Origin of the sequence: uncultured Arenimonas sp., from assembly GCF_963976025.1 — a bacterium.
Taxonomy (GTDB): domain Bacteria; phylum Pseudomonadota; class Gammaproteobacteria; order Xanthomonadales; family Xanthomonadaceae; genus Arenimonas.
Map to the genome: position 1 here is coordinate 22525 of NZ_CAXBJS010000003.1, position 15146 is coordinate 37670.

Annotated in this window: 14 protein-coding genes; 6 read left to right on the forward strand and 8 right to left on the reverse strand. The window is 70.7% G+C overall.

The genetic code is table 11. The annotated features are described in order from the left end of the window. Positions 1–8: 8 nt before the first annotated feature. The 5 genes from AACZ35_RS00525 to AACZ35_RS00545 all read right to left on the reverse strand — a co-directional run bounded on the left by AACZ35_RS00525 (position 9) and on the right by AACZ35_RS00545 (position 5289). A complete protein-coding gene (locus tag AACZ35_RS00525) occupies positions 9–2612 on the reverse strand; it encodes a protein kinase (protein ID WP_339824735.1) in 2604 nt (867 codons plus the stop codon). Positions 2613–2615: 3 nt separating this feature from the next. Beyond that, positions 2616–3164 (reverse strand): ECF-type sigma factor, encoded by a 549-nt coding sequence (locus tag AACZ35_RS00530; RefSeq protein ID WP_339824737.1) that lies wholly within the window; start codon positions 3162–3164, stop codon positions 2616–2618. A 64-nt stretch (positions 3165–3228) separates the two neighbouring features. Beyond that, complete coding sequence (locus AACZ35_RS00535) at positions 3229–3843, reverse strand: hypothetical protein (RefSeq protein ID WP_339824740.1); 615 nt, start codon at positions 3841–3843, stop codon at positions 3229–3231. A 70-nt stretch (positions 3844–3913) separates the two neighbouring features. Continuing rightward, a complete protein-coding gene (lpxH, locus tag AACZ35_RS00540; protein WP_339824743.1) occupies positions 3914–4657 on the reverse strand; it encodes a UDP-2,3-diacylglucosamine diphosphatase in 744 nt (247 codons plus the stop codon). Next, complete coding sequence (locus AACZ35_RS00545; RefSeq protein ID WP_339824746.1) at positions 4654–5289, reverse strand: peptidylprolyl isomerase; 636 nt, start codon at positions 5287–5289, stop codon at positions 4654–4656. Before AACZ35_RS00545 ends, lpxH begins: the two co-directional genes overlap by 4 nt. 104 nt (positions 5290–5393) lie before the next feature. Between AACZ35_RS00545 and gltX the strand changes: the two genes are divergently transcribed. The 3 genes from gltX to AACZ35_RS00560 all read left to right on the forward strand — a co-directional run bounded on the left by gltX (position 5394) and on the right by AACZ35_RS00560 (position 8677). After that, positions 5394–6794: a glutamate--tRNA ligase gene (gene gltX, locus AACZ35_RS00550; RefSeq protein WP_339824748.1), complete on the forward strand. Its 1401-nt coding sequence runs from the start codon at positions 5394–5396 to the stop codon at positions 6792–6794. Between the two features lie 129 nt (positions 6795–6923). After that, positions 6924–7418: a transcriptional repressor gene (locus AACZ35_RS00555; RefSeq protein WP_339824751.1), complete on the forward strand. Its 495-nt coding sequence runs from the start codon at positions 6924–6926 to the stop codon at positions 7416–7418. Continuing rightward, positions 7415–8677, forward strand: coding sequence for a succinylglutamate desuccinylase/aspartoacylase family protein (locus AACZ35_RS00560; protein ID WP_339824752.1), 1263 nt, complete (start codon positions 7415–7417; stop codon positions 8675–8677). The genes AACZ35_RS00555 and AACZ35_RS00560 overlap by 4 nt, the downstream gene beginning before the upstream one ends. 29 nt (positions 8678–8706) lie before the next feature. Here AACZ35_RS00560 and AACZ35_RS00565 read toward each other — a convergent pair whose 3' ends face one another. Then, a complete protein-coding gene (locus AACZ35_RS00565; protein ID WP_339824754.1) occupies positions 8707–10809 on the reverse strand; it encodes a TonB-dependent receptor in 2103 nt (700 codons plus the stop codon). A 74-nt stretch (positions 10810–10883) separates the two neighbouring features. Here AACZ35_RS00565 and AACZ35_RS00570 point away from each other — a divergent pair, with 74 nt between their 5' ends. Both AACZ35_RS00570 and AACZ35_RS00575 read left to right on the forward strand, forming a co-directional pair. Continuing rightward, positions 10884–11330 (forward strand): MerC domain-containing protein, encoded by a 447-nt coding sequence (locus AACZ35_RS00570; protein ID WP_339824755.1) that lies wholly within the window; start codon positions 10884–10886, stop codon positions 11328–11330. Positions 11331–11410: 80 nt separating this feature from the next. Then, complete coding sequence (locus AACZ35_RS00575; RefSeq protein ID WP_188660901.1) at positions 11411–11584, forward strand: 30S ribosomal protein THX; 174 nt, start codon at positions 11411–11413, stop codon at positions 11582–11584. A 64-nt stretch (positions 11585–11648) separates the two neighbouring features. Here AACZ35_RS00575 and hutI read toward each other — a convergent pair whose 3' ends face one another. Together hutI and AACZ35_RS00585 are read right to left on the reverse strand one after the other, a co-directional pair. Next, positions 11649–12884: an imidazolonepropionase gene (gene hutI / locus AACZ35_RS00580; RefSeq protein ID WP_339824763.1), complete on the reverse strand. Its 1236-nt coding sequence runs from the start codon at positions 12882–12884 to the stop codon at positions 11649–11651. Further along, the gene (locus AACZ35_RS00585; RefSeq protein ID WP_339824766.1) at positions 12881–14041 is read right to left on the reverse strand and encodes a CoA transferase; all 1161 of its coding nucleotides are present in this window, start codon (positions 14039–14041) and stop codon (positions 12881–12883) included. The genes hutI and AACZ35_RS00585 overlap by 4 nt, the downstream gene beginning before the upstream one ends. A gap of 48 nt (positions 14042–14089) precedes the next feature. Between AACZ35_RS00585 and hutF the strand changes: the two genes are divergently transcribed. Then, a partial coding sequence (gene hutF, locus AACZ35_RS00590; RefSeq protein WP_339824769.1) for a formimidoylglutamate deiminase occupies positions 14090–15146 on the forward strand: 1057 nt, incomplete at its 3' end.

The window sequence follows — 15146 nt, forward strand, 5'->3', positions numbered from 1 at the left end:
TCCTCGGGTCAGGAGACATCGGACCCGCGCGCGGCGGCATCGCAGCGCTGCAGGTAGTCGGCGGGCGCCGACGGGTCCGAACCCAGGCGCCCTGCCTGTTTACGCAGTTCGGCGAGCGACTCCGCCGTCGGCGCCTGCAGGTGGCGTGCCTCCGCGAACAGGCAGGCAACCACGGCGTGGGCGAAGTGGCCTTCGGGAACGGCATCGCGCAGGCCTTCTGCGGCGAGTCGGGCGGCGGTTTCCGCACGGGCGGGGTCTCCGGCCTGCAGGTGCACCAGTGCCATGGAGATATGCGGGAAGGCGCGCTGCGGATGACCTTCGGGAAGCTTGAGCGCAAAGATGCGCAGGGCTTCGGCCAGGGCCTGGGCCGCCGCGTCGTTGTCGCCACTCTTGGCCAGGGAGGCGCCCAGGTTCTGCCAGGTCCGGCCGACTTCAAGATGGTCCTTGCCCCTGCTGCGGCTGCGCTGTTCCAGCAACAGGCGAAGTTCCCGCTGTTCTTCGTCGCGCCGGCCGGCGCCGCCCAGGGCGATGGCCAGGTTGTTGCGCAGGGCCTGCACGGTGGTGCTGTCGGGGTGGTCCCAGCGCTGCTGGATTTCAAGCGCTCGACGCAGCGCGACCTGGGCCTCGTCGTGCCGGCCGAGGCGTCCCAGGGCAGTGGCCTGGCTCGAGAGGATGCCCACCAGGCGGCCATGGCGCGGGCCCAGGGCTTCGGAGGCGCGCTGCAGCGCCAGCGTGGATTCGTCGAGCGCGGCAAGCGCGTCGCCCTGGGCGATCAGGGCGTTGGCCAGGCTCAGCCGCGCCTCGGCTTCGGCCACTGGTTCGGGGGCGTCGCCGCGTTCGAGCAACGCCAGGGCTTCGCGCATCAGCGCGGCCTGCTCTTCGCTGCGTGCGCCGGCGCCGGCGACGGTGGCGGCATCGAGCAGCACCGCGATCGCGGTGCGTGGCTCCGCCGGCGCCAGCGACCTTGCCTCTTCCAGTGCCTGCGCCACCAACAGGCCGGCTTCTTCGGAAGGGCCGTCGCCGCTCAGCACCGAAGCCAGCTCGGCGCGGATCCGGGCCATGGCGCCGCGGTCGGGTGGGTCGAGGCGGGCGTGCAGGGTGAGCGCTTCGCGCAGCAGGCGTTCGGCCGCTTCGGTTTCGCCGGCCCGCCGGTAGAGCGCGCCGATGCTTTCGAACAGGTCGGCCTGCACGCCCGGGGTGCCGGCCAGGGCGCGGCGGGCATCGGCTTCCACCTGCGGCAGCCAGCGCCAGGCGACGATTTCCTGTTCGCCGGGTTGTTCCTGCAGCAGCGGGTCCGAACGCTGGAACACATCGAGCAGGAAAGCGCGGGCGTGCTGCGCGCGCAGGGCTTCGCGCTGGGCGGTTTCGCGCTCGCGCTCAAGCCGGGTGGAATGCCACTGCAGGGTCGCGGCCCAGCCCACCAGCGCGGCGAGCAGCAGCACGCTGGCCAGCGCCGCCACGCGATTGCGGCGTGCCAGTCGCGACAGGCCGGCGGCCAGGCTTTCGCGCCGAACCTCCGGGCGCTCGCCCCGAAGGTGGCGGCGGATGTCATTGGCCAGTCCCTGCACGGTGGCATAGCGGTCGCCCGGGCGACTGGCGGTTGCGCGTTCGATGATCGCGTCGAGGTCGCCGCGCAGTCGTCGGGTGTCCAAGGGGGGCGACGATGTTTTTGCTGCCTGCGCCGCCGCGCTGGCCCGCGGCAGCAGCCGCGAGGGCAGGTCGGTGCTGCTGGTCCAGTGTTTCCAGGGCGGCTGCCCGGTCACCAGTTCGAACAGCATCAGGCCCAGCTGGTAAATGTCGATGGCGATGCTGATGGCGCCGCCGGCCAGCTGTTCGGGCGCGGCGTACTCGGGCGTCATCGGCAGCTGGCCGGAACGGGTCAGCGGATCATGGTCATCCCCTTCAACCAGGCGGGCGATGCCGAAATCGAGCAGGCGCACGCGGCCTTCGGCGTCGACCAGCACGTTCGAGGGTTTGATGTCGCGATGCACGATCAGCCGGGCATGTGCGTGCTGCACCGCATCGGCAAGCTGCAGGAACAGGTCCAGGCGCGCCGGCAGCCCCAGTCCCCGGCGGGCGCAATAACGATGGATGGCTTCGCCTTCCACCAGTTCGGTGACCAGGTAGGGCAGGCCGTCGGACGTCGTGCCCGTGTCGATGAGCCGGGCGATGCCCGGATGTTCCAGCCCGGCCAGGATGCGGCGTTCGGCATGGAAGCGCGCCAGCATGTCGGCGCCGCCCACCGCCAGCACCTTGATGGCGACCTGGCGCTGCCAGTCCGTGGCCAGCTGCTCGGCGAGGTAAACGCGGGCCATGCCGCCTTCGCCGATCAGGCGCACGATGCGGTAGTCGCCCAGCCGGGCGCCGGGTTCGAGCACCGGTCCGGCATCGCGCACGCCGGCGGGAAGCAGGCCTTCGAGCATGGCTTCACGCTGTTCAAGCAAAGCGTCGCCGCGCGAACTGGCCGCAAGCAGCGACTCGACCCGCCGCCTCAGCGCCGGGTCGTCGCCACACTGGCTGTCGAGCAGGCAACGACGCTCATCGTCGCCAAGCTCCAGGCAGGCGTCGAAAAGTGCGTCTATGCGTTTCCAGTCGGGCTGTCCGCCGGCCATGGCCTAGTCCTGCAGCGCCAGCACCAGGTAGGCGCGTGCCCGCGCCCAGTCGCGCTCGACCGTGCGCTGTGATCGGCCGAGCGCGAGCGCGGTTTCGGCGGAGCTGAGCCCGGCGAAGAAGCGGCATTCGACCACGCGCGCCAGGATGGCGTCGTGTTTTTCCAGCGCCGCCAGCGCCGCGTCCACATGCAGCACGGTGGCGCGTGCCAAGGGGTCGTCGGCGGCCTGCTCCGGGTCGTCCAGATGCACCGCGCCGGCACCGCGTTTGGCGGCCATCCGGCGCCGCGCCTTGTCCACCAGAAGTTGCCGCATCGCCCGCGAAGCCACGGCGAGGAAGTGCGCGCGGTCGCCCCAGTAGGCGCCGCCGTTGCCGGCCAGGCGCATCCACGCTTCGTGCACGATGGTGGTGGGGCTGGTGGTGACGCCGGCGCCCCACTGGGCCAGGTGGCGGCGCGCAATGGCGCGCAGCTGGGCATAGATCTGCGCGTCCAGCTCGGCCGGCACCGGCTCGGCCGCGGCATCGGGAGCATTCTGTTCGGCAGCGTCGTTCATCGCGACTCCGGGGCAGCGCCTGTCCCGGAGTCTACTGCATGCTTCCGGCGCGGCCGGCGTGCCGTCACTTTTTTTCCAGCTCGAAGACCAGGCCCTGCGAGGCAATGCCGGCACCGGGACTGACGAGGGCGAACGCGAACAGCACAAGCGCCTTGGGCCGGCTCTCCGACGAGTTCGCGATCGCGCTGCCCAGCAGCTTCTGCGCGTCGCGCGTGGCGAACAGTCGGTCGGGATCCTTTCCGAACAGGTCGCCGGGAAGATACATGTCACCCGGCAGGTACATGTCGCCCGGCAGATACATGTCGCCGGGCAGGAACATGTCGCCCGGGAAGTACATGTCGCCCGGCAGCAGTTTTCCGAGCGTGCGGCCGTCATCGCCGGGTGCGAACTTCGCCACCGGCGAGGCAAACGCCGCGACGGGTTTGCTGCCTTCGAAGCGTGCCGCCAGCAGTTGCACGGGCAGTGGCTCGTCGACGCGCGCCTTCACCTTCGCATTCGACCAGATGGCATCGGCCAGCTTGGGGCCGCCGATCCGGCCGATGCCCGGGAAGGACGAAAAAGAAAGCGCGAGGCGGGTGTCGCCGCGGGCGCCGGTCCGCGGGCGTGCCAGGGCCGGTGCGGCGGCGACAAGGCTGCCCAGGGCGGCAAACTGCAGGAAACGGCGGCGGTCGAGGCTCATGGCAGGGACTCCTTTGGAAGGTGTCCTGCTTACGCATGAAGCCGGCGAAGTCCGCCAGCCGCGCAAGGGGTCAGTGGGCGGCGTCGGGTCCGGGCACGGCCAGGGTTTCGAGCACCAGGCCGTCCGGGCCGACCCACAGCAGGCTGCCCTGGTCGTACCAGTCGCCCAGCACGATACGCTGCGCCGGCCGTTGATCGACCAGCAGCGCGTGCATCGCCGGCCGGTGGGTGTGGCCGTGGATCAGGCGGCTGACGCCGAAGCGCGCCATGGTTTCCGCCACCGCCGCGGGCGTGACGTCCATGATCGATTCCGACGCGCCCTGCTGGTGTTCGCGGCTGGCGGCGCGCGCCTGGGCGGCAAATGCCTGGCGCGCGGGCAGCGGCTGGGCCAGGAACTGCTGCTGCCAGGCGGGGTCGCGCACCTGCAGGCGAAAGGCCTGGTAGGCGGTGTCGTCCGTGCACAGCAGGTCGCCGTGCATCAGCAGGGTCGGCACGCCGTACAGCGACACCACGCAGGGATCGGGCAGCAGCGTCGCGCCGCAGCGTTCGGCCATGCGCTGGCCGTAGAGGAAATCGCGGTTGCCGCGCATCAGGAACACCGGCACGCCGCTGCCGGAAAGGGCCTTGAGCGCGGCGCAGACGCTGGTGCCGGGTTCGCCCGGATCGTCGTCGCCGACCCAGGCTTCGAACAGGTCGCCCAGGATGTACAGGGCTTCGGCCCGGCGCGCCGGGCCTTCAAGCAGTTCCAGGAAGGCCCGGGTGGTGGCCGGGCGCGCGGCGTCCAGGTGCAGGTCGGAAACAAAAAGCAGGCTCACGGCGCCGACGGTTCCAGTATCTGCACGCGTTCGATGACCACCGGCGTGGTCGGCACCCAGCCGGTGAACGGGCCCTGCGAGCCGGTCGGCATGGTGGCGATGCGCTCGACCACGTCCATGCCCTGCACCACGCGGCCGAACACGGCGTAGCCGGAGGTGTAGGGCCCGGCCTCATCCTTGCGGTCGAAGGCCGGGTTGTCGGCGAGGTTGATGAAAAACTGCGTGGTGGCCGAATCCGACACGCCGCGGTCGCGGGCGGCGGCCACGGTGGCGCGCTGGTTGGACAGGCCATTGCCGGCTTCGTTGGGCACCGGCGCGCGCGTAGGTTTGGCCTGCAGGTCGGGCGTGAAGCCGCCGGCCTGTACCAGCAGCCCGGGCACGACCCGGTGGAAAATGGTGCCGTTGTAGTGGCCGTCGCGGGCATAGGCCAGGAAGTTTTCGACCGTGTGCGGCGCCGCGGCGGCGTCCAGCTCCAGGGTGATCTCGCCCAGGGTGGTCACCAGCAGCACGCGCGGGGCCGGCGGCGCCGGCGTTGCCTCCGTGGCCGGTTCCGGCAGGGCCGGCGGCACGGTGGGCGAGGCGAGGGCGGCAAGCGGCAACAGCAGGGAAAGCAGGGTCAGGCGCAGGGACATCGGGCCAAATCGCGGGGGAACGGCGCCATGGTAGCGCAGCCGGCCGGCCCGGCCGGGCTTTTGCCGTAAAATGCGCGGCCCACCGTCCCGACCCGGCCCCCACGATGACCTGCCGCACCCGCTTCGCCCCCAGCCCGACTGGTTTCCTGCACATCGGCGGCGCCCGCACGGCGCTGTACTGCTACCTGGAGGCGCGCCGCCGCGGTGGCCAGTTCATCCTGCGCGTGGAAGACACCGACCGGGAGCGCAGCACCCAGGCCGCCATCGACGCCATCCTGGAAGCCATGGACTGGCTGGGCCTGGACTACGACGAAGGCCCGATCTTCCAGACCGACCGCCTGGACCGCTACCGCGAGGTCGCGGAAAAGATGGTCGCCGACGGCACCGCCTATTACGCCTACGAAACCAAGGAAGAGCTCGAGGCCATGCGCGAGGCGGCGATGGCCGCCAACCTCAAGCCGCGTTACAACGGCTACTACCGCGACCGCAACGAAGCAAAACGCGACGACCCCAACCGCGTCATCCGGTTCAAGAACCCGATCGGCGGCAGCGTGGTGTTCGAGGACAAGATCAAGGGCCGCATCGAGTGGAGCAACGATGAACTCGACGACCTGGTGATCTTCCGCTCCGACGGCTACGCCACCTACAACTTCGCGGTGGTGGTGGACGACCTGGACATGGGCATCACCGACGTCATCCGCGGCGACGACCACGTCAACAACACGCCGCGCCAGGTGAACATCTACAAGGCGCTGGGTGCCACCGTGCCGCACTTCGCGCACATGCCGATGATCCTCGACCCGGAGGGCGCCAAACTCTCCAAGCGTTCGGGCGCGGCCAACGTCATGTCCTACAAGGAAGAGGGCTACCTGCCGCATGCGCTGGTGAATTACCTGGCGCGGCTTGGCTGGTCGCACGGCGACCAGGAAATCTTCAGCCGCGACGAGCTCAAGGCGCTGTTCGCCATCGAGGACGTCAACCAGAAGGCCTCGCGCCTGGACCCGGCCAAGCTGGGCTGGCTGAACCAGCACTACCTCAAGACCGACGAGCCGGAGGACGTGGCGAAGCACTTCGAGCCGCAGCTGGTGGCGCACGGTTACGACGTATCGAAGGGCCCGAAACCCGCCGACGTGGTGGTGGCGCTGCGCGACCGCGTGCAGACCCTGAAGGAAATGGCCGAACGCGCCCACGTCTGGTACTGCCCGCTCAAGGCCTACGACGAGGCCGCGGTGGCCAAACACTTCACGGCGGCCGCAAGGACGCCGCTGTCGGAGGTGCGCACGCGCCTGGCGGCGGTTGCCGACTGGAGCCCGGCCGGCGTGGATGCCGCCCTGCGCGCCACCGCCGAAGCCCTGGGCGTGGGCCTGGGCAAGATCGCCCAGCCGCTGCGCGTGGCGATCACCGGCACCCAGGTCAGCCCCTCGATCGACCACACGGTCTTCCTGGCCGGGCAGGCCGAAGCCCTGGCGCGCATCGACGTCGCGCTCGGCATGCTGCCCGCCTAGCTTCGTTGTGGGAGGGACTTCAGTCCCGATTGCCCGACGTCGGGCCTTCACGCAATCGGGGCTGAAGCCCCTCCCACAAAAGCGCTGCAAGGCGTTGATTTCGGGGCTTGCAGGCCCCACCCTAGACCCATGCCGCGTACGAACAAACACGCCGTCCACGATTGCACCGACCCGGACCACCACGTCCACGATGCCGGTGCCTACGTGCGCGCGGTCGAGGAGGCCTGCGCCGACCGTGGCCTGCGCCTGACCCCGCTGCGGGCGCAGGTGCTGGGCCTGATCGCCGACGCCGGCAAGCCCGTGAAGGCCTACGACCTTCTGGACGCGATGAAGGAAGAAAACGGCTCCAGCGCGCCGCCCACGGTTTACCGCGCGCTCGACTTCCTGCTCGAGCAGGGGTTCATCCACCGCCTGGCCTCGGTGAACGCCTTCATCAGCTGCCACCACCCGAACCTGCGCCATTCGGTGCCCTTCCTCATCTGCGACAACTGCCAGTCGGCGATCGAGCTCGAGGACGAACGCATCTGCGGCCTGCTCGACGATCAGGCGCGTGCCCTGGGGTTCGCCCCGCGCGCGCAGACCCTGGAAGTGCACGGCCTGTGCGCGCAATGCGCCGCGGCGTGAAGTACGCCGCCGCCGGGCTGGCCCTGCTGCTGGCGGCGGGCGCGTCCCGGGCGCAGGATTTCCCGGTTCAGCCCCCGGGCGGCGACGACAGTCCGCCGCCGCCGCCGATCGGCCTGGCCCTGCCTGAAGACTTCCTGGCGCCGCCGTCCGACCTGGTGACGCCGCTGGCGATCCTCGACCGCCTGGTCGTGCCGGGCACGCGCATGCAGCTCGAGTGGCGCCCGGGCGGCGGCATCAGCGCGGCGGAAATCCCCAGTCCGGTCGTGGTCACGCGCGGTGCGCTTTCCGGGCCGGTGCTGTGCCTGGTGGCCGGCGTGCACGGCGACGAAATCAACGGCGTCGAGATCGTGCGCCGCCTGGCCCACGGCATCGACCCGACCCGGCTGTCGGGCACGGTGATCGGCGTTCCTATCGTCAACGTGCACGGTTATTCGCGCGGCACCCGCTACCTGCCGGACCGGCGCGACCTGAATCGTTATTTCCCCGGCTCGCGCAGCGGTTCGATCGCCTCGCGCATCGCCAATGGATTCTTCCAGGACATCATCAGCCACTGCGACATGCTGGTGGACTTCCACACCGGTTCCTTCGAACGAAGCAACCTGCCGCAGGTGCGCGCCGACCTGACCCGGCCGGAGGTACTGGAATTCAGCCGCCACTTCGGCAATACCGTCGTGCTGCACAGCCCGGGAAACAAGGGCATGCTGCGCGTCGCCGCGACCGCCGTTGGCGTGCCGGCGGTGACCTTCGAAGCCGGTGCGCCGGCGCGGCTCGAGCCCGAGGAAATCGCCCAGGCCGTGGCCGCCATTGAACGGCTGATGGTGCAGACCGGCATGCGCGAGGACCCGGCCGCGGCCGAAGGCGCCGGCTTGCCGCTCGATCCCGCGGTCGTTGCGAAGCGTCCCGACCCGGCGCCGATTTTCCTGGACTCGCGTTGGGTTCGCGCCAACTCCGGCGGCCTGCTCATCAGCGAAGTCACCCTGGGCCAGCGCGTGCAGTCGGGCCAGCGCCTGGGCCGGGTGATCGACCCGGTGGCCAACGTCGAGCGCTACATCCTGGCGCCGGTCGCCGGCCGCGTCATCGGCATGGCGCTCAATCAGTCGGTGCTGCCGGGTTACGCGGCCTTCCACCTGGGCACCGAAACCAGCGAACAGCAGGCGGTCGAAGAAGCCGCCGACCCCGACGAAGTGATCGAGGACGACCCCGATCCGGTGGATCGTCCGGACGCGCCCGACCCGGCGGTCGGCGAAGACTACGAATAGTCCCGCCGACCCGGTGGCCCAGCCGGGTTTCAGAAGTTGACGCGGATGCCGGCCATCACGTTGCGGCCGGGCAGCGGCGCGAAGTCCTTCAGGTAGGAGGTATGCGCCCGGGCTTCTTCGTCGCCCAGGTTGCGTCCTTCGACGAAGGCTTCCCAGCCGGCCATGCCGGTGTCCCAGTGATAGGCGATGCCGGCATCGACCAGGGTGTAACCGTCGGTGGCGGTTTCGAACTGCGCGACTTCGTCCTGGCGCTGCACGCGCACGGCGCCCAGGCGCGCGCGCCAAGCGCCCTGGTTCCAGACCAGGTCGGCGCCGGCGCGGCCCGGGGCGATGCGCGGCAGGCGGCTGCCGCCGTCGAGCTTCGCGTCCACGGAATCGGCGAACAGGCGCAGGTTCCACAGGCCGCTGGCGTTGTCGGCCAGTTCGATGTCCAGCTCCGCTTCCCAGCCGGTGAACGTGGCGTCGGCCTGGGTCCATGCGCGCAGCGGCAGCCCGTCCTGCTCCAGGCCGGTGTCGGCGAGGTAGATGAAGTCGTCAAACGCCGTGCGGTACACCGCCAGCTTGCCGTCGAAGCGGCCGTGGTGCAGGTGCAGGCCCAGCTCGGCGCCCATCGCCACTTCCGTGTCGAGCGAGGCGTCGCCCAGCTCGTAGGACTGCGTGGCGACATGGGCGCCGTCGGAGAACAACTCCTCGGCCGAAGGCGCACGCTCGGCGCGGTTGAGGTTCAGGCTCAGGTGCGCCGCTTCGGAGAAACGCCACAGGCCGCCGACCGCCAGGCTGGTGGCGTTGCGGTCGGCGTCGGCGCCGGTCGCGGGTGACACGCTCACGCGTTCGTGGCGCGCGCCCAGTTCCAGCTTGAACTGGCCGAAGTCCTTTTCCTGCAGCGCGAATACGCCCAGGTCGCGGGTGATCGACGGCGGCACGAAGGCCTCCTCGCCGATGGCCTCGAAGTCGCGGTGGGACATCTGCAGGCCGAACGCGCCGCGCCAGCCGTTGATCTCGCGCTGCACCGCCTCGAAGCGCGCTTCGGTGCCGGTGTTGTTGAACACCGTGCCGACCTCGTCGCCTTCGAGTTCGCTGTGTTCGTAGAGGCTGCGCTGCACGCGCCAGTTCAGTTCGGCGAAGGCGCCGACGTCGCGGATGCCGCCGCGGGCCTCGAAGCGGTCCTGGCGCAGGTCCAGGCGCACGACTTCCTCTTCGTCCCCGTGCTCTTCGTGGTCTTCGTCATGCTCTTCGTCGTGTCCTTCCTCTTCCTCGTGCGCATGGGCGCCCGGCGGGATGCCGTACTCGCTGCGGTAGGTGCTGGCGGCCATGCCGAACCAGGCGCGTTCGCCGAACCAGCTGCCGCCCAGGGCGCCGCCTTCGGTGGTCAGCGCGCTGTTGGGCAGGCGTCCGCGGGCGAAATGGTCGGGGTCTTCGCCTTCCTCGATTTCCTCGGCGATCAGGTCCGGCGAAAAGGCATAGCCGGGGATGCGCACGTCGCCGCTGTCGCGTCGGAAGAGGTCGGCATGCAGGGTCAGCGCGCCGGCGTCGGCGTCCACGCGCGCCATGCCCACGGTGCCGTCGTCCACGCTGGAATGACGCAGTTCGGCGCGGCCGGCGACCGTTCGGCCGACCTGGGCGGTCGGCACGCGGCCGTCCACCACGTTGACCGCGCCGCCGATGGCGCCGCTGCCGTAAAGCAGGCTGGCCGGGCCCTTGAGCACTTCGATCTGGTCGGCCAGGAAGGGTTCGATGCCGATCGCGTGGTCGGCGCTGACGGTCGAGACGTCCAGGGCGCTGCCGCCGTTGGCCAGCACCTGCACGCGCGCGCCTTCCAGGCCACGGATGACCGGGCGGCCGACGCCGGCGCCGAAGCTGGCCGACTGCACGCCGGCTTGGCGCTCCAGGGTTTCGCCCAGGGTGCCGGACTTGCGGGCGTCGAGTTCTTCGCCGGTCAGCACGTCCACCGGCCGCGCCAGGTCCTCGATGCCCTGGCGCAGCGGCGACGCGGTGACCTCGACGACGTCCAGGGTCCTGGCGACGTCGTGCGCATGCTCGGGGTCCGGGGCGGCGTCCTGGGCCAGCGCCAGGGCGGGCAGGGCGGCGGCAAGGGCCAGGGCAAGCGGTGCGAAGCGGGGCAGTCGGGACATGGGCGGATCGGGCTCCGGGTTGCGATTGGGGGAATGTTATACTGTTCCAATAGGAAATGTTATACCATCCGCCCATGCCTGCAACGCCCCCCAGCACCACGCCCGAAACCCTCGCCGTGCCGGCGGCCCGCCGCCGCTTCCAGCTGCCCGCCTGGGCCGACCGCCTGGGTGCGTTCGGCGCCTTCGTCTGCGCCCTGCATTGCCTGATGGTGCCCGTGGCGCTGGCCCTGCTGCCGGCGCTGGGCCTGGGCCTGGTGGCCTGGCACGGGGTTGAATGGGCCTTCACCAGCCTGGCCACGGTGCTGGCCGTGGTCAGCCTTTACCTGGGCTACCGCGGCCACCGCGCCTACCACGCCTGGCTGATGGTGGCGCCGGGCCTGTTCCTGGTCTGGCTGGCCCTGCTGTACCCGCCGCTGCACCAGTCGGTGCTGCCGCACGCGGCCGCGATGGCCACCGGTGGCGTGCTTATCGCGGTCGCCCACCTGGTCAACCTGCGCCTGTCCTACGGCCACAGCCACTGATCCCGGCGCCGCGCCTTGGTGCCCGCGCCGCGCGGTGTTAGGCTACGCGCCCCACGTACACACACTTTCAAGGAAACACCATGGGTAGGGGCGACAAGAAGACCGCCAAGGGCAAGCGTTTCGCCGGTAGCCACGGCAATGCCCGCGCGCAGACCGTCAGCAAGCCGACCGCCGGCAAGGCCGCCGCTTCGGTGAAGGCCCCGGCCAAGGCACCGGCGAAGAAGGCCGCGGCCAAGAAGGCTGCTGCCAAGTAAGCAGGCAATACGTGGGGCCCCGGCCCCATCGCTGAAAACCCCGCTCCGGCGGGGTTTTTTCGTTTCAGTCCAGGCGGCGGCCGGCGACGTGCACGGAGTGAACCAGGTCGCCGCCCAGCCAGTAGGCCAGTTCCGCGGGGTGGCCGATGCGCCACTGCACGAAGTCGGCGCGCTGGCCGGCGACCAGCCGGCCGCGGTCGTGCAGGCCCAGCGCGCGGGCCGCGTGCACGGTGGCGCCGCGCAGGGCTTCTTCCGGGGTGAGGCGGAAATGCGTGCAGGCCAGGCTCATCGCCAGGCGCAGCGACTGCAGCGGCGCGGTGCCTGGGTTGAGGTCGGTGGCCACCGCCATCGGCACGGCATGCGCACGCAATGAATCGAGCGGCGGCAGCTTCGTTTCGCGCAGCACGTGGAAAGCGCCGGGCAGCAGCACGGCCACCGTGCCCGCGGCCGCCATCGCACGCACGGCCCCGTCCTTGGTCCATTCGATGTGGTCCGCCGACAGGCCGCCGAACTCTGCAGTCAGCGCCGCGCCGCCGAGGTCGCTGAGCTGGTCGGCGTGCAGCTTCACCGGCAGGCCCAGTGCGCGCGCCGCTTCGAAAACCCGGCGTGTCTGGTCGGGAGTGAAGCCGATGCCTTCGCAGAAGGCGTCGACGGCATCGACCAGGCCTTCTTCGTGCAGGCGGGGCAGCCACTGCACCACCGCGCTGATGTAGTCGTCGGCGCGGCCGGCGAACTCGGCCGGCAGGGCATGCGCGGCCAGGTAGCTGGTGCGCACGGTGAGGCCGAGCTCCTCGCCGATGCGGCGCGCGACCCGCAGCATCTTGCGTTCGTTGTCGAAGTCCAGGCCGTAGCCGGATTTGATTTCGACCGTGGTCACGCCGTCGGCGCGCAGCGAACGCGCCCGCGGCAGCGACGCCGCCAGCAGGGCGTCTTCGCTGGCGGCGCGGGTGGCGCGCACGCTGGACAGGATGCCGCCGCCTTCGCGGGCGATCTGTTCGTAGCTGGCGCCCTGCAGGCGGCGTTCGAATTCCTGGGCGCGGTCGCCGGCGAACACCAGGTGGGTGTGGCAGTCGACCAGCCCCGGGGTGATCCAGCGACCTTCGGCGGATTCGACGCGGGCGGCCAGCGTGGCAGGTTCGCCGGGCAGTTCGCTGGCCGGGCCGGCGAAAGCGACCAGGCCGTCCTTCCAGGCCAGCGCCGCGTATTCGATGACGCCGTAGGCACCCAGGTCGTCGCGCAGCGTCGCCAGGCGCGCGTCCAGCAGCAGGCGGTCCCAGGGCGGCGCAAGCCGGCCGATCATCGGATGGCTCCGGCGGCGCGCAGTCCATCGGGCTCGAAGCCGGCGGCGCGCACGATCATGTCGCTGTGTTCGCCCAGGCGCGGCGGCGGCAGTTCGCGCCGCGCCGGCGAGCCGGACAGGTGGATCGGGCTGCCGACCAGCGGGATGCCGCCCAGTTCGTAGCGCATGCCGCGGGCGTGGGCCACCGGGTGGTCCAGCGCCTGGCAGACGCTGTTGATCGGCGCCGCGGGAATGCCGGCGCGGTCGAACAGGGCCAGCCAGTGCGCCGCGGGTTCGGCCCTGAACAGGTCGGCCAGTGTCTGGCAGATGGAGTCGCGATTTTTCACGCGCGCGGCGTTGCTGTTCCAGCGTTCGTCCTCCAGCCAGCCCGGCTGCCCCAGCGCGCGGCAGAGCTGGGCCCAGAGTTTCTCGCTGGCGACCGCCAGCACGAAGGACTGGTCGCTGGCGGCGAAGGCCTGGTAGGGAACGATGCTGGGATGGGCGTTGCCGAAGCGCGGCGCATCGACGCCGGTGAACAGGGCGTTGCCGGCGACGTTGGCGAGCAGGGACAGCTGGGTGTCGAAGAGTGAAACGTCGATGCGCTGGCCGCGACCGTCGCGCTGGCGCTGCAGCAGCGCCGCCAGGATGGCGGTGGCGGCGTTCTGGCCGGTGGCCAGGTCGGCCACGGCCACGCCGACCTTGCTGGCTTCGCCATCGGCCGGACCGGTGATCGACATCAGGCCGGCCTCGGCCTGCACCACGTAGTCGTAGCCGGGCCGCATCGCGCCCGGGCCGTCGCGGCCGTAGCCGGAGATCGAGCAGTACACCAGGCGCGGATTGATCGCAGCCATGGCCTCGTAGCCCACGCCCAGCGATTCGGCGCCGCCGGTGCGGTAGTTTTCGACCAGGACGTCGGCGCTGCGCACCAGGGCTTCGAGCAAGGGCCGCGCCGCCGGCGCGCGCAGGTCGATGGCCAGCGAACGCTTGTTGCGGTTGCAGCAGGCGAAGTAGGCCGACATGCCGTCGAGGAAGGGCGGGCCCAGGCCGCGGGTATCGTCGCCGTCGAAGGATTCGAGCTTGATGACGTCGGCGCCCAGGTCGGCCAGCGTCATGCCGCACCAGGGGCCGGCCAGCACGCGGGAGAGTTCAAGCACGGTGATGCCGGAGAGGGCGCCCATGGCGAAACATTGTATGCGCCCGCGCCGGCCGCATGCGAAACTTTGGCCATGACCACGCCCGTCACAGCCACCGCCGTCGTTCCCGTCGCGAGCCCGGACGGGCACTGGCGTCTCCCCGGCCTGCCCAACCTGCATTCGCACGCCTTCCAGCGCGCGATGGCCGGCCTGGCCGAGCGCCAGAGCCGCCCCGAGGACAGTTTCTGGACCTGGCGCGAGCTGATGTACCACTTCGCGGCGCGCCTGGATCCCGACAGCCAGTACGCGGTCGCCTGCCAGTTGTACGCGGAAATGCTGGAAGCAGGCTTCACCACCGTTTGTGAATTCCACTACCTGCACCACCAGCCCGACGGCCGCCCCTACGACGACCCGGCGGCGATGTCGAAGTCGCTGGTCGCCGCCGCGCGCGACACCGGCAGCATCGTCAGGCGGATGCCGGTGCTTTACATGAGCGGCGGCTTCGACGGCCGCGCGCTGGGCGAACGCCAGCGCCGCTTCGGCCATTCGCTCGACGCCTACCTGGCGCTGCTGCAGTCGCTGCAGGCGCAACGCGGCGCCACCGTGGACGTGGGCGTGGCCCTGCACAGCCTGCGGGCCGTGCCGGCCGATGCGATGACGGCGCTGCTGGCTGCAGTGCAGGGGCAGTCGCTTCCCGTGCATATCCACATCGCCGAACAGATCGGCGAAGTCCAGGAATGCGAATCATTGCGCGGCGCGCGCCCGGTGCAGTGGCTGCTCGACAACGCACCCGTCGGCCCGGCATGGACCCTGGTGCATGCCACCCACCTGGCGCCTGCGGAAGTGCAGGGCATCGTCGCCAGCGGCGCCACCGTGGCGATCTGCCCGACCACCGAAGCCAACCTGGGCGACGGCCTGTTCCCGCTGCGCGAGTTCCTGTCGGCCGGCGGCCACTGGGGCGTGGGTTCGGATTCGCATGTTTCGGTGTCGCCGGTCGAAGAGCTGCGCTGGCTTGAATATGGCCAGCGCCTGTCGACGCGCCGGCGCAACATCGCCGTGTCCGCCGGCCAGCCCAGCACCGGCACGCTGCTCTACACCCAGGCCCTGGCCGGCGGGCTTCGCGCCTGCGGGCAGGGCGGGGCGGCGGCGG

Coding starts and splice junctions, on each gene's coding strand:
- AACZ35_RS00525 (WP_339824735.1), bottom strand. CDS start 2,612: ATGGCCGGCGGACAGCCCGACTGGAAACGCATAGACGCACTTTTCGAC.
- AACZ35_RS00530 (WP_339824737.1), bottom strand. CDS start 3,164: ATGAACGACGCTGCCGAACAGAATGCTCCCGATGCCGCGGCCGAGCCG.
- AACZ35_RS00535 (WP_339824740.1), bottom strand. CDS start 3,843: ATGAGCCTCGACCGCCGCCGTTTCCTGCAGTTTGCCGCCCTGGGCAGC.
- AACZ35_RS00545 (WP_339824746.1), bottom strand. CDS start 5,289: ATGTCCCTGCGCCTGACCCTGCTTTCCCTGCTGTTGCCGCTTGCCGCC.
- gltX (WP_339824748.1), top strand. CDS start 5,394: ATGACCTGCCGCACCCGCTTCGCCCCCAGCCCGACTGGTTTCCTGCAC.
- AACZ35_RS00555 (WP_339824751.1), top strand. CDS start 6,924: ATGCCGCGTACGAACAAACACGCCGTCCACGATTGCACCGACCCGGAC.
- AACZ35_RS00565 (WP_339824754.1), bottom strand. CDS start 10,809: ATGTCCCGACTGCCCCGCTTCGCACCGCTTGCCCTGGCCCTTGCCGCC.
- AACZ35_RS00570 (WP_339824755.1), top strand. CDS start 10,884: ATGCCTGCAACGCCCCCCAGCACCACGCCCGAAACCCTCGCCGTGCCG.
- AACZ35_RS00575 (WP_188660901.1), top strand. CDS start 11,411: ATGGGTAGGGGCGACAAGAAGACCGCCAAGGGCAAGCGTTTCGCCGGT.
- hutI (WP_339824763.1), bottom strand. CDS start 12,884: ATGATCGGCCGGCTTGCGCCGCCCTGGGACCGCCTGCTGCTGGACGCG.
- AACZ35_RS00585 (WP_339824766.1), bottom strand. CDS start 14,041: ATGGGCGCCCTCTCCGGCATCACCGTGCTTGAACTCTCCCGCGTGCTG.